This is a genomic window from Aliidongia sp. (assembly GCF_035943795.1).
GTDB lineage: Bacteria > Pseudomonadota > Alphaproteobacteria > ATCC43930 > CGMCC-115725 > Aliidongia.
In genome coordinates this window covers 1-22380 of the sequence record NZ_DASZBY010000098.1, presented here as the reverse complement: position 1 = coordinate 22380, position 22380 = coordinate 1, and the positions used below count along the sequence as shown (strand labels likewise).

Sequence of the window (22380 nt, the reverse complement as noted above, 5' to 3'; positions counted from 1 at the left end):
TCGGCGACGGCGTCGAACAGCTCGACCGCCTTCAGGCCCGGCCTGGTCGCCACGTTGTCGCTGCCCCAGAACCGCCCGACCCGGTCGCTGGCGTGGGGATCGCCGAAGCCCATGTGCGCCGCCAGCTGGTTGGCGAGGCCGCCGACCTCGCGGCCGCCCATGGCGTTGGGCTGGCCGGTGACCGAGAACGGCCCCATGCCGGGCCGGCCGATGCGCGCGGTCGCCAGGTGGAAATTCAGGATGGCGTTGACCTTGTCGGTCCCGGCCGAGGATTGGTTGACGCCTTGGGAATAGACCGTGACCGTCCGCTCGGTCCGGGCGACCAGCTCATAGAACGCCGCGATCTGTTCCGATGCCAGGCCGGTCAGGCGGGCGACACCGTCGATCTCGCCCGCGTCGCGCGCCGCCGCGACCAGCGCCGCCTCCAGCCCGGTCGCATGGTCCGCGACCCAGCCGGATGCCAGCATTCCGGCGTCGGCCAGATGGACGAGCAGCCCCTGGAACAGCGCGACGTCGCTGCCGGGCGCCAGCGCCAGGTGCAGGTCAGCGATCTCGCAGCTGGCGGTGCGGCGCGGGTCGATCACCACGACCTTGGTGCCGCGTGCCGCCCGAGCGGCGGTCAGGCGCTGGAACAGCACCGGATGGCACCAGGCGAGGTTGCTGCCGACCAGCACCACGAGGTCCGCCTGTTCCAGGTCTTCGTAGTTGCCCGGCACCACGTCGCCGCCGAACGCACGGACATGGCCCGCGACCGACGAGGCCATGCACAGCCGCGAGTTGGTGTCGATGTTTCCGCTGCCGATGAAGCCCTTCATCAGCTTGTTGGCGACGTAATAATCCTCGGTCAGGCATTGGCCGGAAACATAGAAGGCGACGGAGTCAGGTCCATACTCCGCGATGGTCCGGGCGAACCGGTCGGCGATGCGGTCGAGCGCCTCGTCCCAGCCGGCGGGCCGGCCGTCGATAACCGGGGTCAGCAGCCGGCCCTCGTCGATCAAGGTCTCGGCCAGCGCCGCGCCCTTGGAGCAGAGCCGGCCGAAATTTGCCGGATGGTCGGGGTCGCCGCGCACCTGCCAGCGCCCATCCGTCTGGCTGGCGACGATGCCGCAGCCGACGCCGCAATAAGGACAGGTCGAGCGGATCTCGCCCGTGGCGCCGCTCATCGCCCGCTCATCCCCGGGGCACCCGCAGCAGGATGCGATCGCCCTCGCGCTTCAGGTCGATCACCTTCGTACAACCATGATCCGGCGCGCAGGCCTCGCCGGTGCCGAGGTCGATCAACCAATTATGCAGCGGGCAGCTGACGCCCCGGCCGTGGACGATGCCCTGGGACAAGGGCCCGCCTTTGTGCGGGCAACGGTCCTCCAGCGCGAACACCTCGTCCCGGGCCGTACGGAACAGCGCGATATTGCCGATCGCACTGGTCACGACCCGCGCACCCAGGCGCGGGATGTCGGCGAGCGTGCCGACATCGGTCCAGCCGCCCATCACGTCGATGACGCTCATCGTCCTACTCCACCAGCGCCAGCGGACGATATTCGTGCCGCATGGCCGCATCGGCCGCGACCCGCTCGGCCCAGGGATCGACCTGGGCGAAGCTCTGGGCATGGAGGAAAGCCGCATAGAGTGCCGCGCGACCGGCCGCGTCCTCGACGATGCGCTGCTTCACATAGTCGAGCCCGACCCGTTCGACCCAGGGGGCGGTGCGATCGAGATAGCGCGCCTCCTGCCGGTAGAGCTCGAGGAAGGCGCCGCAATATTCCAGCACTTCCGCATCGGTCGTGACCTTGCACAGGAAATCGGTGCCGCGCAGCTTGATGCCGCCGTTGCCGCCGATATGCAGCTCCCAGCCGCTATCGACCGCGATCACGCCGAAATCCTTGATGGTCGCCTCGGCGCAGTTGCGCGGACAGCCGGAGACGGCGAGCTTGACCTTGTGCGGGTGCATCGAGCCCCAGGTCATGCGCTCCAGCGCCACGCCCATGCCTGTCGAATCCTGTGTGCCGAACCGGCACCATTCCGAACCGACGCAGGTCTTCACCGTCCGCAGCGCCTTGCCATAGGCATGGCCCGAGACCATGCCGGCGGCATTGAGGTCGCGCCAGACGTCGGGCAATTGTTCCTTCCTGACGCCCAGCAGGTCGATGCGCTGGCCGCCGGTTACCTTGACCGCCGGGATCTCGTACTTGTCGACCACGTCGGCGATCGCGCGCAGCTCCTTGGCGTTGGTGACGCCGCCCCACATGCGAGGCACGACCGAGAAGGTGCCGTCCTTCTGGATGTTGGCATGGGCGCGCTCGTTGATGAAACGCGACTGGGCATCGTCGACATATTCGCCGGGCCAGGCGGCCAGCAGGTAGAAATTCAGCGCCGGCCGGCAGCTGGAACAGCCGTCGGGCGTGGTCCAGCCGAGCGCGTGCATGACCCCGGGAATGGTTTTCAGCCCCTCGGCCAGGATGCGCGCACGCACCGCTTCATGAGGATGGTTCGTGCATTTGCACATCGCCTTGATCGCCGTCGAAGCCTGGTACGCACCGCCGAGCGAGAGAGCCAGGATCTGTTCGACCATCGGCGTGCAGCTGCCGCACGAGGCCGACGCTTTGGTATGGGCCCGGACCGCATCGAGGCTGGTCAGCCCCTTTTCCACGATCGCGGCCGTGATCTTGCCCTTGCATACGCCGTTGCAGCCGCAGACCTCGGCCTCGTCGGCCATTGCCGCCACAGCCGCCATCGGATCGATCGCGGCCCCGCCGCCCAGCGCGAAGGCCTGGCCGAAGATCAGATCATCGCGCAAGGCCCCGATCGGCGCCGCGTCCTTCAGCAGCTGGAAATACCAGTTGCCTTCGCCCGCATCGCCATAGAGCACGACGCCGACCAACCGGTCGTCCTTGAGGATCAGCCGCTTGTAGACGCCACGTGAGGCGTCGCGCAACACGATGTCCTCGCTGTCGGCATCGCCCAGGATGTCGCCGGCCGAGAACATGTCGATGCCGGTCACCTTGAGCCGCGTGCCGGTCACCGTGCCCTGGTAGCCCGTATCCGCCGTCTCGGTGATGCGGTCGGCGCAGACCTTGGCCATGTCCCACAAGGGTGCCACCAGCCCGTAGGTCTGGCCGCGATGCTCGACGCATTCGCCGATGGCATAGATCGCCGGATCGGAGGTGCGCATGCCGTCGTCGACCACGATGCCACGCTTGGTTTCGAGGCCGATCGCCTTGCCCAGCTCGCCGTTCGGCCGGATGCCGACCGCCATGACGACGAGATCGGCCGGGATTTCCGTGCCGTCGGCCAGTTGGACTGCGCGGACCCGGTCATCGCCCAGCAGCGCCTTGGTGTTGGCGGCGGCCAGTACCTTGATGCCGCGCCGTTCCAGGTCGCCGGCGAGCAGCGTGCCGGCGGCGACGTCGAGCTGCCGCTCCATCAGGGTCGGCATCAGATGCACAACGGTCACGTCCATACCGTTGAGGGCGAGGCCGTTCGCCGCCTCCAGGCCCAGAAGGCCGCCGCCGATCACCACCGCATGCCGATGGGTCTTGGCCGCCGCCAGCATGGCGTCCACGTCGGCCATGTCGCGGAAGGTCACGACGCCGGGCAGGCTGGCGCCCGGCACCGGGATGACGAACGGGTTCGAGCCGGTCGCCAGCAGCAGCACGTCATAGGGACGCACCGTCCCATTGGCGCCGTGGACTTGGCGCGCCTCGCGATCGACCGAGACGATCTTCTCGCCGCAGATCAACTCGATGCCGTTTGCCTCGTACCAGGCGCGCTCGTTGATGACGATATCGTCGAAGCATTTCTCGCCGGCCAAGACGGGCGACAGCATGATCCGGTTGTAGTTCACGTGCGGCTCGGCGCCGAACACGGTGATCTCGAACCGGTTGGGTGCCCGGGCGAGGATTTCCTCGACCGTCCGCATCCCGGCCATGCCGTTGCCGACCAGGATCAGACGCTGCTTGCGGGGGGTGAGCATGTTCATGACGGAGCCCTCCTCGGGAGATCAGATGCGCGCGGCGCTGAGCGAAGCGGCGCCCCAGGTGGTGCGCCAGCGCTTCTTGACGCCGCTCAGGCCCAGCAGGGCCACGAAGGCAAGGCCGGCGAACACCAGGAAGCCGGTCTGGTAGCTGCCGGTCAGCTGCTTGGAATAACCGAGGCTGGAGGCGAGGTAGAACCCGCCCAGGCCACCGGTCATGCCGACGATGCCGGTCATGACGCCGATCTCGCGGCGGAAACGCTGCGGCACCAGTTGGAACACCGCGCCATTGCCCATGCCCAGCGCCAGCATGCCGACGACGAACACGCCGAGCGCCATCCAGGCGGCGGGCAGGCCGAAGCTGACGATGGCGAAGGCGCAGGTCGCAACCGCATACATCACGCTCAATGACTTGATGCCGCCGATCCGGTCGGCGACCGCGCCGCCGACCGGCCGGACCAGCGAGCCCGCGAACACGCAGGCCGCCGTGCAATAGCCGGCCACGACGGGCGACAGGCCATATTGGTCGTTGAAATAGATGCTGAGCGAGGAGGCGAGCCCGACGAAGCCGCCGAAGGTCACGCTGTAGAAGAACATGAACCACCAGGCGTCGCCGATCTTGAGCACCGAGAAATAGGAGGCGAGCGACTTCGGCGGCGGGCAATCCGGGCTGTCCTTCGCCATGACGCTATAGGCGCCCAGCACGATGACCAGCGGGATTGCCACCAGGCCGAACACATTGTTCCAGCCGAAGGCGACCGCCAGGCTGGGCGCGAACAGGGCCGCGAACACCGTGCCCGAATTGCCGGCACCGGCGATGCCGAGCGCCGTGCCCTGGTGTTCCGGCGGATACCAGCGGGACGCCAGCGGCAGCGCGATCGCGAAGGACGCGCCAGCCAGGCCCAGCACGATCCCGACCAGCAGGGTCTGGCCGTAGGTGTGGAGGCCGAAATACCAGGCGGCGATGAGGCCGAGGATGACGACGACCTGGCACAGGATGCCGGTCAGCTTGGGCTTCAGATAGTCGACCGCGACGCCATTGATGACGCGCAGGATGGCGCCGGCCAGGACCGGAATGGCGACCATCAGGCCCTTCTGCGCCGCATCCAGCCCCAGATCCTTGGAGATCTGCACGGCGAGTGGGCCCATCAGAACCCAGACCATGAAGCTGACGTCGAAATACAGGAACGCGGCGATGAGCGACGGCGTATGGCCGGCCTTGAGAAAACTCGTTTTCACGGCACTCTCCCGACGGAACCGGCGGGACCGAAGGCCCACTTGTCCGGTGGTGGATCGCCGTTGACCCACCGCTGAAGCGGAAGCGGAACGTCGCCGGGGCCAAGCCCCCGAGAGTTCCAATGTCGAGAAGGGCTCGCCATTGAGCCGCTCCCGCCCGATGTGCTGAGAGGACCGGGCGTATGTTGCACTGCAAAGGGCGGGCCAGTGCGAAGGCGAGCAAATCCGTGACGAGCCGCGCGGTCTGTGACTGATTTTTACTCATCGACGCCAAATACTCGGTCAAGAGAGCAAATTTTGTGCACAGCGCTGTCGGTTTGCCGTCCCGGGCTTGACGGAGCCGGGTGGCGCGCTCCCGATGTCGATCGAACGATTTGGAAGGCGGTATGACCACCAGCATCAAGATCCATCCCCTGCTCGATCTCCGCGCAGGGTTTGCGAGCGCCCAGGGTCGCCGGGCGCGCAACGAGGATTGGGGCGGGCTGTGGCTGGGCGACCAGGCGCAGCGCGCGCGCCATGGCGCGGTCGCGGTGCTGGCAGACGGAATCGGCGGCGCCAAGGCCGGCGACGTGGCGGCCGAACTGGCCGTGCGCGGCTTCGTCGACGGCTATCTGGGCCAGAGCGAAACCCTGGGCGTGCGCCGCGCCGCCGCCGTTGCCTTGGATTCGGTCAACCGCTGGATCCATGCCCAGGGCCGATCCGATCCCGCGCTCGAGGCCATGGGCTCGACCCTCGCCGCCCTGATCCTGCGCGGCCGGCAGGTGCATTGGCTGTCGGTCGGCGATACCAGGATCTATCGCCTGCGGGCCGGGCGGCTCGCGTGCCTGACGCTCGACCATGTCTCGCCGCGCGCCGGCCTGAGCCACGTGCTGCTGCGCTCGGTCGGTGGCGAGGAAGGCGTGCGCGCCGACTTCGCTGTCGAGGCGGCCCGTGCGGACGATCGCTACCTGCTGGCGACGGACGGCATCCACGGCACCCTCGACGACCGGCAGATCGCCCGGATCCTGGGCGCGGCGGCGACGCCGGACGCGGCGGCGGATGACCTGGTCGCGGCGGCACTCGAGGCCGGCTCGATGGACAATGCCAGCGCCATCGCCGTCGAAATCCTGACCCTGCCCGAGGCCGACACCACGGAGTTGGAACTGGCCATCGCCGCCTTGCCGATCCTGGAGCCCCCCCGGCCAGGCGAACGGATCGACGGCTATACCATCGGCCCCCTGCTCTCCGACGGGCGCTACAGCCGCCTGTTCCGCTCGGTCGACGAAAGCGATGGGCGGCCGGTCGTGCTCAAATTCCCGAAGCCGCGCGTTGCCGAGGACGCCTCGTTCCGCCTCGCCTTTCTGCGCGAAACCTGGGTCGCGGCCCGGGTGCGCAGCCCCTGGGTCGGCGAGGTGATCGAACCGCCGCCGGAGCGGCGCACGCGGCTCTATTCGGTCATGCCGCACTATGAGGGCGAAACCCTGGAGCACCGTCTGGCGCGCCTGCCCGCCGTCAGCCTGGGCGAAGGCATCCCGATCGCGGTCAAGCTCGCCAAGGCGGTCGCGGCCCTCCATCGTGCCGGCGTCGTGCATCGCGACGTCAAGCCCGACAACGTCATCCTGGAGCCGGGCGGCGGGCTGAAGCTGATCGACCTCGGCGTCGCCCATCTGCCGAACCTGCCCGACTTCGCCGTGGCCGACATTCCCGGCACCGCCAGCTACATGGCGCCGGAGCAATTCGCCGGCAGCCCCGGGACGGAACGGAGCGACCTGTTCGCGCTGGGTGTCACGATCTATCGCCTGTTCGCCGGCGGCGCCTATCCCTATGGCGAAATCGAAGCCTTCTCCCATCCCCGCTTCGGCCGGCCGCAACCGCTGGTCCGCCACCGACCCGACCTGGCACCCTGGCTGGACGACCTGCTGGCCCGCGCGCTCGCAGCGGATCCGGGCCAGCGCACGAGCGATGCGCTGGAACTGGCGTTCGACCTGGAACAGGGCCAGAGCCGCAGCCGCCCCCCGAGCCCGCGCCGCCGCTCGCTGTACGAGCGCAACCCGGTTCGGGTCTGGCAAGGGATCGCCGCGGCGCTGTTCCTGGCGCTGCTGGCGGCGCTCAAGTTGCGATAGCGTCAGCCCTGGTCGAACAACCGATCCGTCTCGGGGATCAGTTCGATCGGAGCGCCGGCCACCTGGTTGTAGACATCCGGCCGATAGACCGCGCGGGCGAGCGCCGGGCGGTCGACCTCGGCGGAGAAGCGGCCCCAGCGGGCCATCTGGTCGAGGAACCAGTCGGCGTGGGCATGGCGCGGCTCGCTGGCGCCGCCGGCGAAGAAACGCGAGACGTCGACGCCGCCGCTGGGCGATCCGCCCGGCAGCGACGCGCGCAGAACCTGCGACGCGACACCCATGCGCTCGGGCACCGACAGCAGCCGGGCGATTTCCTCGGCATTCGCCGGCGTGTCGCAGAAACGCTGGGCCCGTAGCAACGCCCGCACCGTCGCCCGCAGGCCCTCCGGGTGGCGTTCGGCCCAGTCGGCCGTCACAGCGAAGCATTTCTCCGGATGGTTCTTCCAAATCGCCGAGCTGGGCAGGATCGTGCAGCCGACGCCATCGGCGGTCGCGACCGCCCCCCACGGCGCGCCGGCGCAGAACCCGTCGATTTCGCCGGATGCCAGTGCTGCGACCATGTCGACCGGTGCCACCGCGACCAGTTCGACGTCATCGATCGGATGGATGCCGCAGGCGGCCAGCCAATAGCGCAGCAACAGATCGTGGGAAGAATAGGCATGCACGACGGCGAAGCGCAGCCGAGCGCCCACTCCCCGCGCCGCGACGACCCGGGCCAGCCGATCGCCGACCGATCGGGCATCGACGGCTTTGGATGGCGGCACCTGCGGGATATCCCGGCCGACGGCCTCGGCGAGCGCATTCGATACGGTGAACGCATTGCCGTTCTGGCTGATCGACAGCGGCACGATCAGCGGCGTGCCGGCGCCGCGCAGGCCGGCGGCCACGGCGAAGGTGAGCGGTGGCAGCATGACCGCGGCGTCGAGCGCGCGATAGGTCAGCTTGTCGGCGATGTTGGCCCAGGACGGCTCGATCGACAGGATCGCGTCCACTCCCTCGGCGACGAAGAAGCCCTTCGCATCCGCCACGAAGGCCGGCGCCATGTCGGTCAGGCGCACCAGGCCGATGCGGATCCGCGTCACCTCATCGGTCGCCATGGGAACCTCTCCTGTCCTTCGACGGCGCCGCATCGGCGCTCAACAGCTCCGCCGCGACGTCGGCGATGCGCCGGCCCCGATCCATCGCCTGGCGTCGCAGCCAGCGATAGGCATCGGGTTCGCTCATGCGGCGTTCCTGCATGATTCTGGCCTTTGCCCGGTCGATGATTGCCCGTTCCTTGAGCGAGGCCTCGGCCTTGCGCAATTCGGTCTCGACCTGCCGATAGCGGCGGAACATGACGACCGCCGCCTCGACGATCGGCTTCACGTCAGGCAGGGCAGTGCCGACGACGTTATAGGAGCTGACGCCGGCCTCGATCGCCGCTTCCATGAACGCCGGGTCGTTGCGGTCGACGAACAGCACGATCGGGCTCGGATGCCGGGACACCACCTCGCGGATCGAATCGAGCTGGTCGCGATCGGGCCGCGCCATGTCGACGATGATCACGTCGGGCCGATGCCGGCTGACGGCCTGGGCCAAGGTCTCGCCCGACGCCAGGCGCAGTACCTCGTCCGCACCGGTCGCCGCCAGGCAGTCGGCGACCGAAGCGGCCCGGTCGAGATTGGCATCGGCGAGCAAGACCCTCATGGCCATGCTGCACTGCAAAATACAGACCAGTCGGCGTCAAGCCCGATCGATCAGATGCAGGAAAGAGCCGAACACCCGGCCGACGATCGCGCCGGCGGCGCCGTGGCCGTCGCTTGTACCGAAGTGCGGCACTGCCGAACGCGCGGTCTCGCTGGCGAAATGGAACTCGTGCCCACGGTAGTGCGCGCCGACCGCACCCAGCGGCGTCTCCGCGCACAACGCGATCCGGCGATATCCCAGATGGCGCTTGGGAACGGCAAACGAGGTTTCGACCGGCAGCAGGCCCAGCATCGCATGGCGCATTGCAGCACCGTCGACCAGCCCGTCGCCCAACACCATGTAGCCGCCGCACTCGCCATAGATCGTGGCACCCCGCGCGGCGGCGGCCAGCATCCCCCGGCGAAAATTCCCGGCCGCCGCCAGCCGGCCGGCGTGCAGTTCGGGATACCCCCCCGACAGATAGACCGCGTCGGCCTGGTCGGCCGGCGCCTGGTCGTCGAGCGGCGAGAAGAAACTGAGGTCGGCGCCGGCGGCGCGCCAGCCGTCGAGCACATGGGGATAGGCGAAGGCGAAGGCCGTGTCGCGCGCGACCGCGATCTGCCCGCCCAGCGGCGGGATCGCCACGGACGGCGCTTCGGTCCGCAGGATAGGACGCGCGCAATCCTGCAGCCGATCCAGATCCACCGCCGCCTCGATCGCGTCGGCCGCCCCGTCGAGGAAAGCCTCGAGATCGACCTGCTCGCCGGCCTGGACCAGGCCCAGATGGCGCGATGGCACGGCAATGCCGTCAGTGCGCGCCAGCGCGCCCAGCACCGGCAGGCCAATGCCGTCGAATGCGGGGCAAATCAGCGCCGCATGCCGGGGCGAGCCGACCCGGTTCAGCACGACGCCCACGACCGCGACATCGTCGCGGAAACTCGCAAACCCCTTGGCGACCGCCGCGGCCGAGACGGTCTGGCCGCGCACGTCAAGCACCAAGAGTACCGGGATGCCCAGCAGCGCCGCCAGATCCGCGGTCGATCCGCCACCGTCGGCCGCCCCGTCGAACAGGCCCATGACGCCTTCGATGATCAGCAGCTCGGCGCCATCGGCCGCCCGGCCGAGTTGATGGCGCAAGGTCTCGGGACGCATCGCCCAGGGATCGAGGTTGCGGCACGGCCGTCCACTCGCCGCGGCATGGAACGCCGGATCGATATAATCCGGCCCGACCTTGGCCGAGGCGACCGCGACGCCCCGGCGCCGCAGCGCGCGCAACAGGCCCAGCGTCACGGTGGTCTTGCCGGCACCCGACGAGGGGGCTGCGATGATGAGCGCACGGGTCATGGTCGCGACCCTAGTATAGGTCGGTGGCATTGGCGACCGGGAACGGCATTGCACTCGGGGACCCAGCCGGTATGATCGGCACCACCATGATGCGCCCCTTGCCTTTCCGCGATCCGGCGCCCGAGATCATGAGCGATCCCCAGTCCCTCGCCGATTTCTGCCCCGGTATCCTCCACGCCGTGCCGGCCAGGGACGGGTTGCTGATGCGCCTGCGCCTGCCAGGCGGCGGCTTGGCACCCGCGACGCTCGCGGCCATCGCCGACCTGTCGGCCCGTCACGGCGATGGGCGGATCGACCTGACCGCCCGCGCCAACATCCAGCTGCGCGGCATCCGCCCCGACGGGCTTTCCCCGATGGTCGATGGCCTGACGCGCGCCGGCCTGCTGCCGTCGCCGGCCCATGACCGGGTCCGGAACATCCTGGTCAGCCCGTTCGCCGGGGTCGACCCCGACGAACTGCTGGACCTCGGCCCTTTGGCGGGGGCGGTCGACCGGGCGCTGATCGCCGATGCCGGACTTGCCCGCCTGCCGGCCAAGTTCGCCTTCACGCTCGACGGCGGCGGCCGGGGTTTCGATCCCGGAGGCGCCGACCTGACCCTCACCGCCGTCACGACCGGGATCGGCAGTCGCCTGCATCTGAGCGTGGCCGGCCGGTCGACCGGCCTCGGCGTGCCGATCGGGCAGGCGGCGGGCCTCCTGCTCCATGCAGCCCACGCGCTGCTCGCCGTCGCCGACACTCACGGCCTGCCGGCCCGCGGCCGGGCGGTCGTGCGCGAGCCGGCCGCACTCGATGATTTTCTCGGTCGTTTGACCGCGGCACCCTGCCCCGCCCCGATCGCTCGCGCGACGGTCCAGACCTTCGGCATCCTGCCGGAGACGGCAAGGGACCATGCGACCCTGCTCCCGGTCGCGCCCTTGGGCCGGATCACGGCGGACCAGGCCGGAGGTCTCGCCGAGCTGGCAATTCATTTCGGTTTCGACATGAAGTTGACTGCTTGGCGCAATCTGGCGCTTCGTCATGTCGCCCGGTCGGACTTCGCCGATCTGTCGGTCCGGCTGGCGACCCTCGGCCTGGCGCTCGACGGCCGCGACGGGTTCGCCGGCATCGCCGCCTGTACCGGCAGCACCGGCTGCGCCGCGGCCCTGGCGGACGTGCGCGCCGATGCGAAGATGCTCGCCACCGCCCTTGCCGGCACCGAGCCGCCCGCCGACTGGTCGATCCATTTCGCCGGCTGCGCCAAGCGCTGCGCGCTCCGCGGCGGGGCGAAGGTCGATCTGATTGCCACCCGGATCGGCTATGATGTGCTATTCGACGGCAAGCCCGCCCATGCCGGCCTGCCGCTGGACTTGGCCCTGGCGGCCGCACGCACCGCCTATCGCACGAAAGCGCCTTGATGCCCCGCGACTACCTGACCGACGGCGCCGAAATCTACCGCCGTTCCTTTGCCATCATCCGGGCCGAGGCCGACCTGGCTGGCCTGTCGCCCGACCTGGCTCGCACCGCCGTGCGCATGATCCACGCCTGCGGCATGACCGACCTGCCGCGCGACCTGGCGGCGTCGCCCGGTGCCGCCGAAGCCGGCCGCCGGGCGCTGCTGGCGGGCGCGCCGATCCTGTGCGATTCCGCCATGGTCGCCGCCGGCGTCACCCGCGCGCGCCTGCCTGCCGCCAATGCCGTGGTCTGCACGCTCAACGAACCCGAAGTGCCGGCGCTGGCCACCGAACTGGGCACGACGCGCAGTGCCGCCGCACTGGAGCTGTGGCGCGACCGGCTCGCCGGGGCCGTGGTGGCGATCGGCAATGCGCCGACCGCGCTGTTCCATCTGTTCGACATGCTCGACGCCGGCGCACCCAGGCCGGCGCTGATCCTGGGCCTGCCCGTGGGCTTCGTGGGCGCGGCCGAATCCAAGGAGGCGCTCAAGTCGCGCGGCCATGGCGTGCCGTTCATCACGATCCTCGGCCGGCGCGGCGGCAGCGCCATGGCGTCGGCCGCGATCAATGCGCTCGCGAGCGAGGCGGAATGAGCGGGATCGTGAAGCCCGGCCGGCTCTATGGCGTCGGCGTCGGTCCTGGCGATCCGGACCTGATCACGGTCAAGGCACTGAAGGTGGTGCGCGGCGCCGACGTGGTGGCCTATCTGTCGGCCCGCCACGGCCGCAGCAATGCCCGCGCGATCGTGGCCGCGGAGCTGACCCGGGGCCAGCGCGAGTTGGCGCTGATCTATCCGCTGACCACCGAGACAACGGACCATGCCGACGGTTACGACGGGGCCATCGCACAATTCTACGACGAGGCCGCCGCAAGGGTCGCGGCCGAACTGAATGCCGGCCTGAATGTCGCCGTGCTGTGCGAGGGCGATCCGTTCTTCTATGGCTCCTACATGTACCTGCACGACCGGCTGGCGCAGCGCTACGAGACCGAGGTCATTCCCGGCGTCTGCTCGGTCATGGCCGGCGCCGCACGCCTGGGCAAGCCGCTGGTCCGGCGCGATACGGAGCTGGCGATCCTGCCGGGCACCTTGCCCGAAGCAGAGCTCGCCCGCCGGCTGGCCCAGGGCCACGCGGTCGCGATCATGAAGCTGGGCCGCAATTTCGCGAAGGTGCGCCGGGCGATCGAGCAGGCAGGCGCCTCGTCCCGCGCGCTCTATATCGAGCGGGCGACCATGAGCGCGGAGCGTGCGCTCCCGTTGGCCGAGGTCGATCCCGCCCAGGTGCCGTATTTCTCGCTGGTCCTGGTGCCCGGCGCCGAGGTCGTGCCGGTGAAATGCGTCGCCGGTGCGGCCGGGCAGTTGATCGTGCTCGGCCTGGGGCCGGGTGCGCCGGAATGGCTGTCGCCCGAGGCGCGCGCGGCGCTGGCCGACGCGACCGACCTGGTGGGCTATCAACCCTACCTGGACCGGGTCTCGCCGCAGCCCGGGCAGATCCGCCATGGCTCCGACAACAAGGTCGAGGCGGCCCGGGCCCGACACGCCATCGAACTGGCGCAGGCCGGCCGCCGGGTCTGCGTCGTATCGTCAGGCGATCCCGGCATCTTCGCCATGGCCTCGGCCGTGCTGGAACAGGTCGAGGCGGGGCCTGAGGCCTGGCGCGCGCTCGACATCCGCGTGCTGCCCGGCATCTCGGCGATGCAGGCCGCGTCCGCCCGGGTCGGCGCCATCCTGGGCCACGACTTCTGCGTCCTCTCGCTGTCCGATCGCCTGAAACCCTGGCCGACCATCGCCGAACGGCTAGACGCCGCCGCCAAGGCCGATTTCGCGCTCGCGCTCTACAACCCGATCTCGTCGGAGCGGCAGTGGCAATTGGGCGAGGCGCGCTCGATCCTGGCCCGGCACCGCGCACCCGAGACGCCGGTGATCCTGGCCCGGGATGTGGGCGGCGCCGGCGAGCGGATCGTGGTGACCGACCTCAGGAGCCTGGATCCGACCCAGGTCGACATGCGGACCATCCTGCTGATCGGCAATTCCCAGACCCGGCGTTTTGCCGGCGCCGGGGGCAAGCCGGTCGTCTATACGCCGCGGCGCTACGGGGTGTGATGCGGACGGTCGAGCCAGGCATCGACCTCGTCCAGGCTGCGGGCCTCATCCGTCGCCGGGCGGGCGGGCCGTTCGACCATCACCACCGGCAGCTCCAGCGCGCGTGCCGCCGCGATCTTGGCATAGGTCGCAGGACCGCCACTGTTCTTCGAGACGACCAGGTCGATCGCGTTCGCGCGCAGCAACTCGATCTCGGCCGTCGTCTCGAACGGCCCGCGGGCAAGCAGCAGCGCATGGCGGGGCGGCAGCGCGCCGCCCGGCGGGTCGATCGAGCGGATCAGGAACCAGGCATCGCAGCCGGCGAACGGCGCCAGTTCCTGGCGGCCGACGGTCAGGAACACGCGGCCTTGGCACAGCGCCGCAGCCCCAGCCATGTCGGCGACGGAAAGCCAACGATCACCCGGCACAGGCTGCCAGGCCGGGCGCACGAAGCCGAGCAGCGGCACCTGCACGTGCCGGCAGGCCTCGGCCGCATTGAAACTCATGCGGGCGGCGAACGGATGTGTCGTATCGATCACCGCGTCGATCCGCTGTTTCAGATAGGCGACCAGTCCGTCGACCCCGCCGAAGCCGCCGACGCGCACCGCCCCGACCGGCAGCGCCGGATTTGCGACACGCCCGGCGAGCGACGAGATGACGTCGAGATCCGGGCGGCGGGTCAGATGGCGCGCCAGCAGCACCGCCTCCCCCGTCCCGCCCAGGATCAGCAGGCGGCGGGTCATCGGGCGTCCCCGCCATGACCGACGACGCCCCGGACGAACTCATCCCGGACGACGGCGCCCCGCTGCGCCGCGGCTGGACGACCGGCGCCTGTGCCACGGCCGCGACCAAATCGGCCTATGCGGCGCTCCTTACCGGCCGCTTTCTCGATCCGGTCGAGATCCTGCTGCCCGGCGGCGAGCGGCCGAGCTTCGCACTCGCCCGTGAAACACGCGACGGCGACAGCGCCACGGCCGGCGTGGTCAAGGATGCCGGCGACGATCCGGACGTAACACACGGCGCGCTCGTCCTGGCGACGGTCCGGCGCGGCAGCCCCGGCAGCGGCGTCTCGTTCCGCGCCGGACCCGGCGTCGGCACGGTGACCAAGCCTGGCCTGCCGCTTCCGGTCGGCGAACCGGCGATCAATCCCGTGCCACGCCAGATGATGCGCGCGGCCGTGGCGGAACTGGCGGCCGCGCTGGGCGATCCCGGCGACCTGGTGGTCGAGATCTCCGTTCCCGGCGGCGAGGCGATCGCGACCCAGACCTGGAACCCGCGGCTCGGCATCTTGGGCGGCCTGTCGATCCTGGGCACGACCGGCATCGTCGTGCCCTATTCCTGCGCCGCCTGGATCCATTCGATCCATCGCGGCATCGACGTCGCCCGCGCCACCGGCCTGATCCATGTCGCAGGCGCCACCGGCTCGACCTCCGAGGCGGCGGTCGCGAAGCTGCACGGGCTGGACGAGGGCGCGCTGCTCGACATGGGGGACTTCGCCGGTGGCATGCTGAAGTACCTGCGGCGCCATCCGGTGCCGCGCCTGACCATCGCCGGCGGCTTCGCCAAGCTGGCGAAGCTGGCACAAGGCCACCTCGACCTGCATTCCGGCCGGTCCCAGGTCGACCTGGGCTGGCTCGCCGCCATCGCGGCCGAGATCGGCGCTGCGGCGGCACTGACGGCGGAGATCGCCGGCGCCAATACCGGCCTCGCCGCGCTGCGCCTGTCCCAGGTGGCGGGGTTGCCGCTGGGCGATGCCGTCGCGGCCCGCGCGCGCGCAACCGCGCTCGCCACGCTCGACGGCGCGCCGATCGCGGTCGACGTGCTGGTGGTCGATCGCGAAGGCAACCCGGTCGGGCGCGCTTCGTAGACGGCCGCTCATCCGAGGCGTCGCGGCCGGTCCCGGTCGGCGGAGTAGAGATGGCTCGTCCCGAAGCTAGGGCATCCCAGCCCGCGTCCGACCAGGATCAGCGCGGTGCGGTCGATGCCGGCTTCCGCGACCAGGGCCGCGATGGTCGCGAGCGTGCCGCGCAGCACCCGCTCGTCCGGCCAGCTCGCCCGGAACACGATGGCAACCGGGCAATCGGCGCCGTAGAGCGGCGTGAGGTCGGCCACGACCTGGGCCAGGTTCATGATCGACAGGTGGATCGCGAGCGTCGCCCCGGTCGCCCCCAGGCTCTTCAGGTCCTCGCCCGCCGGCATGGCGGTGGACCGCGTCGAGGTTCGGGTCAGGATCAGCGACTGCGCGACACCAGGCAGGGTCAATTCCTGACCCAACGCCGCTGCTGCGGCGGCGAAGGAGGGCACGCCCGGCGTCACGTCATAGGCAATTCCGAGCGCGTCCAGGCGACGCATCTGCTCCGCCATGGCGCTCCAGACCGACAGGTCGCCGGAATGCAGCCGGGCGACATCCTGGCCGGCCGCATGGGCGGCAGCGATCTCGGCGATGATCTCGTCCAGGTGCATCTCGGCGGTATCGATCAGCCGCGCATGGGCGGGCGCATGGGCGAGCACGCCCTTCGGTACCAGGGAGCCCGCGTAGAGGCAGACCGGCGATGCCGCGATCAGGTCTCGGCCGCGCAGGGTCAGGAGGTCGGCGGCACCGGGGCCGGCGCCGATGAAATGGACGATCATGGAAGCTCCGCGAGCGCACAGGTACAGAGGATGCCGGTCTTGCGCGGGATGGCGAGCCAGGCGGCGGGGCCGAGGGCGGCCAGAGCCGCCGCCTCCGCCACGCTGGGGCTGCCGACCGCATCGGCCGACCGGGAGGAAAGCGTGACGGTGCCGGGCACGGCGGCCAGTTGCTCGGCCGGAAACAGGCGCAGTTCCAGGTCGAGCATTGCCGAGACCTGGCGACCCAGGTCCGCCCGCCGGTCGATGGTGGCGAGGCAGGCCCAGGCACCGATGTGCCCGACCGTCGCCTGGATCAGCGCCAGCACATCCTCGAGCGTGGCGCCTGACGCCGCACCGATGCCGATGGCGCGCTGGATCCTCATGGCTTCACGATCGCCCACTGAGTGACCGGCGCGAGGCTCTTCCAGCCGAGCATGCCGCCGACCGGTCGCGCACGCGCGACGGCGATGCGGATCAGGTCGCCGCCGAGGCTCTGGTGCCATTGCGCCAGGGTCGCTTCGCCGGTGACGGTCACGACATTGGCGACGAGCCGGCCGCCGGGCTTCAGCGCCGCCCAGCACCGGTCGACCAGGCCCGGGGTGCCGATGCCGCCGCCGATGAAGACCGCGTCGGGCGCCGGCAACCCGTCGAGCGCACCGGGCAACTCGCCCTCGACGACGCGCAGGGCCGGGACGCCAAGCGTCCGCGCATTGGCCGTGATGCGCTGCGCCCGGTCCGCCCGCCGCTCGACCGCGACGGCACGGCACGACGGATGGGCACGCGACCATTCGATGCCGATCGTGCCGGTGCCGGCGCCGACGTCCCACAGCAGTTGGCCGGGCAGCGGCGCGAGCCGGGCCAGCGTCGCCGCCCGCACCTCGCGTTTGGTCATCTGCCCGTCGCTGTCGAACGCCTCGTCCGGCAGGCCGGCCAGGGTCGAGAGCGGGCGCGTCGCTTCATCGGGCAGGCAGGTCACCGCGACGACGGCGAGATCTTCGCCGGCCGGATGCACCCAATGGTGCGCGATGCCGTCGCGGCGCGCTTCGGCCGGGCCGCCCAGGCGGTCGAACACGACCATGCCGCTGGGGCCATAGCCCATCTCCGTCAGCATCGCGGCGACCTCGCCCGCGACCGCACCGTAGAGCGCCAGCCGCCGGCCCGGCTGGACCGCGACGCGCATCAGATCGAGCGATTTTCCCACCGCCGAGACCAGGGTGACGTCGGCCTGGGGCCAGCCGAGCCGGGCACAGGCGAGGCTGAACGCCGAGACCTGCGGGATGATCCGATACTCCCCGGCATCGAGCCGGGCGGTGAAGGTGGCACCGACGCCATGGAGCATCGGGTCGCCGCTGGCCAGCACGACCACTTGGGCGCTGCGCGGGCCGGTCAGGATCTCTTCGACCAGCGGCAGCATCGGCGACGGCCAGGCGCGCCGCGCCGCCCTCCCCGCCGGCACCAGCGCCAGATGCCGTGTCCCGCCGACCAGCAGGTCGGCCCGGTCGAGGGCGGCCCGGGCCTCAGCGCCCAGTTCGCCATCCTCGCCGATGCCGACGATGGTCAGCCAGGGATTCAAAACTCGATGCCCTGCTGCGCCTTGATGCCGGCCGCGAACGGATGCTTGACCGCTTCCATCTCGGTCACAAGGTCAGCGGCCTCGATCAGTTCGGGCTTGGCATTGCGGCCGGTCACGATGATGTGCAGACCCTCCGGCCGGCCCTGCAGCACCGCCACCACCTCGCCGATCGGCAGCTGCTCGTAGCGCAGCGCGATGTTGAGCTCGTCGAACACCAGCAGGTCGTAGGCACCGCTTTCCCGCGCCGCCTCGATCATGCCGACGGCCAGCGCCCAGCCAGCCTCGGCGTTGGCGATGTCACGGGCGCGGTCCTGCGTCTCCCAGGTGAAGCCCTCGCCATGGGCATGGATCGTCACCTGGTCGCCGAACCGGGCGAAGGCGGCACGCTCGCCGGATTCCCACTTGCCCTTGGTGAATTGCACGATGCCGACGCGCTGGCCGTGGCCGAGGGCCCGGAACGCCACGCCGAACGCCGCCGTCGACTTGCCCTTGCCCTTGCCGGTGTGGACCATCAGCAGGCCCTTCGACAGGGTCTTGGTCGCCATCATCCGGTCGCGCATTTCCTTGCGCTTCTTCGATTTCTCGTCGGCGCGGGCGAAATCTTCCGCCGGTTGGTCGGTCATGGGCTGATCGGTCATGCCTGGAGCTCCTGAAGCAGATCATGCGCCCGATTGTGGCGCGGTTGCCAGCGGCCGGCCACGATCATCTGACCGAGGCGTCGGCCGACGGCGCGGGCAGCGGCCGGGTTGCGGGTGATGAGGAAATTGCGAACCGTGTCGTCGGCGACATAGGCATCGTAGATCGCTTCGAAATGCTCGGGCGTCACCACGGGAACAAGGCCCGCGAAGGCAGCCAGGTAGTCGACCGTGGCCGCGATCTCGGCGGCGCCTTTGTGACCGTGGCGCATCACGCCGGCCAGCCATTTCGGATTGGCCGCACGGCCGCGCACGACCCGCGCCATTTCTTCGGCCAAGGTCCGGATGCGCGGATGCTCCGGGTTCGCCGTGTCGGCGTGGAACATCGCCGGCGCCGTGCCGCGCAGTTTGGTGACGGTCGCGGCCAAACCCGCCTCGAACCCCCAATAGGCGTCGCTGTCGAGCAGGTCGTGCTCGCGATTGTCCTGGTTCTGCACGACCGCCTCGACCCCGGCCAGCCGGTCGGCGAAGCGATCCTGCAGCGCCGTGCCGGCCAGCCCCGCGCCATAGGCGAAGCCACCGGCAGCCAGGTAGGTGTCGGCCACGTCGATGTCGGCGAGCGCGTCGGTCAACAGCGCCTCGAGCCCGCTGCCGTAGCGCCCGGGTGCGGCGCCGAACACGCGGGCGCCGGCCTGCAGCCGCGCCAGGGCCGGATCGATGCCGATGGCTTCCAGCGCCGCGGCCTCGCCGCGCACACGCGCTGCGAGCGGGTTCAGATGGTCCGGCTCGTCGAGCGCCGCCACCGCGCGTGCCGCCGCGTCAAACAGGTCGACCTGGGCCGGAAACGCGTCGCGGAAGAAGCCCGAGATGCGCAGGGTCACATCGACACGGGGCCGGTCGAGGACGCCCTGCGGCAGGATCTCGTAGCCGGTCACGCGATGCGACGGGCCGTCCCAGGTCGGCCGTACCCCCATCAGCGCCAGCGCCTGGGCGATGTCGTCGCCGCCGGTGCGCATGTTGGCGGTGCCCCAGGCGGTGATCGCCATGCGCTTCGGCCAGTCGCCCTCGTCCTGGCGATAGCGGTCGATCAGCAGCCCGGCGGCGCGCCAACCCAGCAGCCAGGCGGTCGGCGTCGGCACGGCACGGCTGTCGAGCGCATGGAAATTGCGACCGGTCGGCAGCACGTCGAGCCGCCCCCGGGTCGGCGCGCCCGACGGCCCGGACGGCACGAAGCTTCCGGCGAGGCCCTTCAACAGGCCGGCATATTCATGGATGGCACAGCCCTCGACCGACGGGCGTAGCCGGACATCGATCGCGTCGAGCACCGCGCGGGTGCGGTCCCAGGCAGCCTCGCACGGGATGGTGCCGCCGACCAACGCGCGGGCGAGCAGCTCGATCCGCTCCACCGTATCGCCGGTGCTGCGCCAGGCGTCCGGACCGGCCAGTGCGGGCGGCCGGGGACCGGCCCAGGGTGCGGCGAGATCGGCGATCAGCGGGTCGAAATCCAGGTCCAGGTCATGGGCGAGCGCCCGGGTCAGCGATGCGTCGCCGCCCGTGCCGCTGCCGCGCGGCTGCCGGGTCAGCGCGACCAGCAGGTCGGTCAGCTGGTCGCCGGTCGGGGAGACACCGAAGATGTGCAGCCCATCGCGGATCTGCAGTTCCTTCAATTCGCACAAGTGATTGTCGAGCTTGGAAAGTGCGCTGTCCGACGGCTCTCCGGCCAAGATGCCGCAATCGCGGTCGAGCCCGCTGCGCGCCGCCAGGTCGAGGATCGCGTCGCGCAGCAGCACGAGCCGGCGCGGGTCGACGCCCGCCGCCTCGTAATATTCGTCGACCAGCCGCTCCAGCTCGGCCAGCGGCCCATAGGCCTCGGCCCGGGTCAGCGGCGGCGTCAGGTGGTCGATGATCACGGCCTGGGCGCGGCGCTTGGCCTGGCTGCCCTCACCCGGATCGTTGACGATGAACGGATAGAGGTGCGGCACCGGACCCAGCACCACCTCGGGCAGGCACTCCGCCGACAGGGCCACCGCCTTGCCGGGCAGCCATTCGAGCGTGCCGTGCTTGCCCAGATGGATGATGGCATGGGCATCGAACGCGGACCGCAGCCAACCATAGGCGGCGAGGTACGAGTGCGGCGGCACGAGGGCCAGATCATGGTGGGCCTGGCGCGGGTCGAGCCCGGGGCCGCGGCTCGGCTGGACCAGGACCGCGACGTTGCCGGCGCGCAGGATCCTCAGCCGGAAGGCGCCGTCGAGCACATCCGGATCTTCCACAGGCTCGCCCCAGCGCACCCGCACCGCCTGCTGGACGGCCTCCGGCAAGGTCCCGAAGAACCGCAGATAGTCCGCGACCTGATAAGGCTCGGCGGCTGCTGCCAGCGCGCGCATCAGCCGGTCGCCGTCATCGGCCGCGGCGTCGGTCACATAGCCGGCGCGTCCCAGGTGGTCGAGAATGCCGATCGCGGACGCCGGCGTATCGAGGCCGACGCCGCAGCCGATGCGGCCGTCCTGGCCCGGGTACGACGCGATCACCAGGCCCACCCGCCGCTCCGCCGCCGCGGCACGGCGCAGGCGCACCCATCCGGCCGCGATCCGGGCGACGAAATCGACCCGGTCAGCGACGGGACGATGGCGCACCAGCGCGCTGTCGACCAGCGGATCGATCGCACCCGCCGACTTGAACGAGATCGCGCGGGTGATGATGCGCCCGTCGATTTCCGGCAGCGCCACGTTCATGGCCAGGTCGCGCGCCGGCAGGCCGGCCTGACCGCCGCGCCAGGTCGCCTCGTCCTGGCTGGCCAGGATGACCTGCAGCACCGGGCAGTCGGCCGCGAGGAATGGATTGTCCGCCCCGTCGCCGCCCTGGGTCGAAACGGCGAAGCCGGTCAGGTTCAAGATTGCGTCCGGCGGATGGCGCGCCAACGTCGCGGTCAGCAAGGCGACCGAGACCGGATCCTTGAGGCTCGACACATGGATCGGCAGCGCCGCCAGGCCCTGGGCGTCGAGGGCTGCGACCAGCGCGTCGACCGGCGCCAGATCGCCGGCTTGCAACAGCGCGCGGTAGAACACGATCGGCACCACGGGACGCGTGCCCGGATCGATGCGATCGAGCGAGACCGCGCCCTCGCCCGGCCGATAGAACCCGGCGCGCGGCAGCGGCACGGGCGGCGCCGGCTCGACCGCGTAGCCGACGAGCCCGGCGGCTTCGTCGAGCAACCCGCGCATGTTCGCCGGACCGCCCTCGAGGCAATAGCGCCAGAGCCGCCCGACCACGTCGCGGTCCAGGCTCGATGCGGCCATCAACTCCTCGTCCGGCCGCTCGTCGCCGGGCAGGAACGCGCAGGGGATGCCCGACGCCGCGATGCGCTCGATGCCGTAGGACCAGTAACCCAGGCCACCGATCACCCGCGCAACCACCAGTTTCGCCTTGGCCACCACCTCGTCCAGGTAGAGATCGACGGTCATCGGATGGCCGAGCTGCAGCAGGCTCGCGACCCTGAGGCTCGGGAAATCCGCCGGGCACCCGGCGCGCGCGGCGGCGAGTGCCGCCAGCTCCGTATCCGCCGCCGACAGGAACACGATGTCGCCCGGCGACTGGACGAGCCGGACGGCCTGGTCGGCCGCCTCGACCCGTCCGGGTGTCGCCTTCAGCAGATGCATCAGGCCGCGAGCTCGGCCCGGATCGCGGCCTGGTCGATGCCCTTCAGCCCGATCACGACCAACCGTCCGACCGGCG

Annotated in this window: 18 protein-coding genes; 5 read left to right on the top strand and 13 right to left on the bottom strand. The window is 70.5% G+C overall.

Going from position 1 to position 22380, the window contains the following annotated elements; genetic code table 11:
* From VGV37_RS18455 to VGV37_RS18440, 4 genes are all read right to left on the bottom strand, one after another.
* Positions 1 to 1163: molybdopterin-dependent oxidoreductase (locus VGV37_RS18455; RefSeq protein ID WP_326881209.1), on the bottom strand; the 1163-nt coding region annotated here is incomplete at its 3' end.
* Positions 1164 to 1170: 7 nt separating this feature from the next.
* The gene (nirD, locus tag VGV37_RS18450; protein WP_326881208.1) at positions 1171 to 1506 is read right to left on the bottom strand and encodes a nitrite reductase small subunit NirD; all 336 of its coding nucleotides are present in this window, start codon (positions 1504 to 1506) and stop codon (positions 1171 to 1173) included.
* A 4-nt stretch (positions 1507 to 1510) separates the two neighbouring features.
* Positions 1511 to 3976: a nitrite reductase large subunit NirB gene (gene nirB, locus VGV37_RS18445; protein ID WP_326881207.1), complete on the bottom strand. Its 2466-nt coding sequence runs from the start codon at positions 3974 to 3976 to the stop codon at positions 1511 to 1513.
* 21 nt (positions 3977 to 3997) lie between these two features.
* The gene (locus tag VGV37_RS18440; RefSeq protein ID WP_326881206.1) at positions 3998 to 5209 is read right to left on the bottom strand and encodes a nitrate/nitrite transporter; all 1212 of its coding nucleotides are present in this window, start codon (positions 5207 to 5209) and stop codon (positions 3998 to 4000) included.
* Between the two features lie 383 nt (positions 5210 to 5592).
* Here VGV37_RS18440 and VGV37_RS18435 point away from each other — a divergent pair, with 383 nt between their 5' ends.
* Positions 5593 to 7308, top strand: a complete 1716-nt coding sequence (locus VGV37_RS18435) for a bifunctional protein-serine/threonine kinase/phosphatase (RefSeq protein WP_326881205.1) — start codon at positions 5593 to 5595, stop codon at positions 7306 to 7308.
* 2 nt (positions 7309 to 7310) lie between these two features.
* On the opposite strand, the gene VGV37_RS18430 is transcribed toward VGV37_RS18435, so the two are convergent.
* The 3 genes from VGV37_RS18430 to VGV37_RS18420 are packed head-to-tail and all read right to left on the bottom strand — an operon-like array spanning position 7311 to position 10317.
* A complete protein-coding gene (locus VGV37_RS18430) occupies positions 7311 to 8405 on the bottom strand; it encodes a CmpA/NrtA family ABC transporter substrate-binding protein (protein WP_326881204.1) in 1095 nt (364 codons plus the stop codon).
* Positions 8392 to 8994 carry an ANTAR domain-containing response regulator gene (locus VGV37_RS18425; protein ID WP_326881203.1) on the bottom strand — a complete coding sequence of 201 codons (603 nt, stop codon included), beginning with the start codon at positions 8992 to 8994 and terminating at the stop codon, positions 8392 to 8394. The genes VGV37_RS18430 and VGV37_RS18425 overlap by 14 nt, the downstream gene beginning before the upstream one ends.
* Positions 8995 to 9030: 36 nt before the next feature.
* On the bottom strand, positions 9031 to 10317 hold the full coding sequence (locus tag VGV37_RS18420; RefSeq protein WP_326881202.1) for a cobyrinate a,c-diamide synthase: 1287 nt from the start codon (positions 10315 to 10317) through the stop codon (positions 9031 to 9033).
* A gap of 71 nt (positions 10318 to 10388) precedes the next feature.
* On the opposite strand from VGV37_RS18420, the gene cobG reads away from it, so the two are divergent.
* From cobG to VGV37_RS18405, 3 genes are read left to right on the top strand one after another with little or no spacing between them, the layout of a single operon-like run.
* Positions 10389 to 11711, top strand: a complete 1323-nt coding sequence (gene cobG / locus VGV37_RS18415) for a precorrin-3B synthase (protein WP_326881201.1) — start codon at positions 10389 to 10391, stop codon at positions 11709 to 11711.
* A complete protein-coding gene (locus VGV37_RS18410) occupies positions 11711 to 12340 on the top strand; it encodes a precorrin-8X methylmutase (RefSeq protein WP_326881200.1) in 630 nt (209 codons plus the stop codon). Before cobG ends, VGV37_RS18410 begins: the two co-directional genes overlap by 1 nt.
* Positions 12337 to 13848, top strand: a complete 1512-nt coding sequence (locus VGV37_RS18405) for a precorrin-2 C(20)-methyltransferase (protein ID WP_326881199.1) — start codon at positions 12337 to 12339, stop codon at positions 13846 to 13848. The genes VGV37_RS18410 and VGV37_RS18405 overlap by 4 nt, the downstream gene beginning before the upstream one ends.
* On the opposite strand, the gene VGV37_RS18400 is transcribed toward VGV37_RS18405, so the two are convergent.
* Complete coding sequence (locus tag VGV37_RS18400) at positions 13836 to 14570, bottom strand: cobalt-precorrin-6A reductase (protein WP_326881198.1); 735 nt, start codon at positions 14568 to 14570, stop codon at positions 13836 to 13838. The two genes, VGV37_RS18405 and VGV37_RS18400, sit on opposite strands and share 13 nt — an antisense overlap.
* 14 nt (positions 14571 to 14584) lie before the next feature.
* Between VGV37_RS18400 and VGV37_RS18395 the strand changes: the two genes are divergently transcribed.
* Positions 14585 to 15694, top strand: coding sequence for a cobalt-precorrin-5B (C(1))-methyltransferase (locus tag VGV37_RS18395; RefSeq protein ID WP_326881197.1), 1110 nt, complete (start codon positions 14585 to 14587; stop codon positions 15692 to 15694).
* 8 nt (positions 15695 to 15702) lie between these two features.
* Here VGV37_RS18395 and cobM read toward each other — a convergent pair whose 3' ends face one another.
* Genes cobM through cobN form a run of 5 tightly spaced genes read right to left on the bottom strand, consistent with a single transcriptional unit; the run spans position 15703 to position 22304 of the window.
* Positions 15703 to 16458 carry a precorrin-4 C(11)-methyltransferase gene (gene cobM, locus VGV37_RS18390; protein ID WP_326881196.1) on the bottom strand — a complete coding sequence of 252 codons (756 nt, stop codon included), beginning with the start codon at positions 16456 to 16458 and terminating at the stop codon, positions 15703 to 15705.
* Complete coding sequence (locus VGV37_RS18385) at positions 16455 to 16820, bottom strand: cobalamin biosynthesis protein (protein ID WP_326881195.1); 366 nt, start codon at positions 16818 to 16820, stop codon at positions 16455 to 16457. The genes cobM and VGV37_RS18385 overlap by 4 nt, the downstream gene beginning before the upstream one ends.
* Positions 16817 to 18010 (bottom strand): precorrin-6y C5,15-methyltransferase (decarboxylating) subunit CbiE, encoded by a 1194-nt coding sequence (cbiE, locus tag VGV37_RS18380; RefSeq protein ID WP_326881194.1) that lies wholly within the window; start codon positions 18008 to 18010, stop codon positions 16817 to 16819. The genes VGV37_RS18385 and cbiE overlap by 4 nt, the downstream gene beginning before the upstream one ends.
* Complete coding sequence (gene cobO, locus VGV37_RS18375; protein WP_326881193.1) at positions 18007 to 18648, bottom strand: cob(I)yrinic acid a,c-diamide adenosyltransferase; 642 nt, start codon at positions 18646 to 18648, stop codon at positions 18007 to 18009. Before cobO ends, cbiE begins: the two co-directional genes overlap by 4 nt.
* A complete protein-coding gene (gene cobN, locus VGV37_RS18370) occupies positions 18645 to 22304 on the bottom strand; it encodes a cobaltochelatase subunit CobN (protein WP_326881192.1) in 3660 nt (1219 codons plus the stop codon). Before cobN ends, cobO begins: the two co-directional genes overlap by 4 nt.
* Positions 22305 to 22380: the final 76 nt, after the last annotated feature.

What these genes read in the sequence shown, in the direction of transcription:
- VGV37_RS18405 (WP_326881199.1), top strand. Translation starts at nt 12,337, where the DNA reads ATGAGCGGGATCGTGAAGCCCGGCCGGCTCTATGGCGTCGGCGTCGGT.
- VGV37_RS18400 (WP_326881198.1), bottom strand. Translation starts at nt 14,570, where the DNA reads ATGACCCGCCGCCTGCTGATCCTGGGCGGGACGGGGGAGGCGGTGCTG.
- nirB (WP_326881207.1), bottom strand. Translation starts at nt 3,976, where the DNA reads ATGAACATGCTCACCCCCCGCAAGCAGCGTCTGATCCTGGTCGGCAAC.
- nirD (WP_326881208.1), bottom strand. Translation starts at nt 1,506, where the DNA reads ATGAGCGTCATCGACGTGATGGGCGGCTGGACCGATGTCGGCACGCTC.
- cobM (WP_326881196.1), bottom strand. Translation starts at nt 16,458, where the DNA reads ATGATCGTCCATTTCATCGGCGCCGGCCCCGGTGCCGCCGACCTCCTG.
- VGV37_RS18395 (WP_326881197.1), top strand. Translation starts at nt 14,585, where the DNA reads ATGACCGACGACGCCCCGGACGAACTCATCCCGGACGACGGCGCCCCG.
- VGV37_RS18410 (WP_326881200.1), top strand. Translation starts at nt 11,711, where the DNA reads ATGCCCCGCGACTACCTGACCGACGGCGCCGAAATCTACCGCCGTTCC.
- VGV37_RS18420 (WP_326881202.1), bottom strand. Translation starts at nt 10,317, where the DNA reads ATGACCCGTGCGCTCATCATCGCAGCCCCCTCGTCGGGTGCCGGCAAG.
- VGV37_RS18430 (WP_326881204.1), bottom strand. Translation starts at nt 8,405, where the DNA reads ATGGCGACCGATGAGGTGACGCGGATCCGCATCGGCCTGGTGCGCCTG.
- VGV37_RS18425 (WP_326881203.1), bottom strand. Translation starts at nt 8,994, where the DNA reads ATGAGGGTCTTGCTCGCCGATGCCAATCTCGACCGGGCCGCTTCGGTC.
- VGV37_RS18435 (WP_326881205.1), top strand. Translation starts at nt 5,593, where the DNA reads ATGACCACCAGCATCAAGATCCATCCCCTGCTCGATCTCCGCGCAGGG.
- cobG (WP_326881201.1), top strand. Translation starts at nt 10,389, where the DNA reads ATGATCGGCACCACCATGATGCGCCCCTTGCCTTTCCGCGATCCGGCG.
- cobO (WP_326881193.1), bottom strand. Translation starts at nt 18,648, where the DNA reads ATGACCGATCAGCCCATGACCGACCAACCGGCGGAAGATTTCGCCCGC.
- VGV37_RS18385 (WP_326881195.1), bottom strand. Translation starts at nt 16,820, where the DNA reads ATGAGGATCCAGCGCGCCATCGGCATCGGTGCGGCGTCAGGCGCCACG.
- cobN (WP_326881192.1), bottom strand. Translation starts at nt 22,304, where the DNA reads ATGCATCTGCTGAAGGCGACACCCGGACGGGTCGAGGCGGCCGACCAG.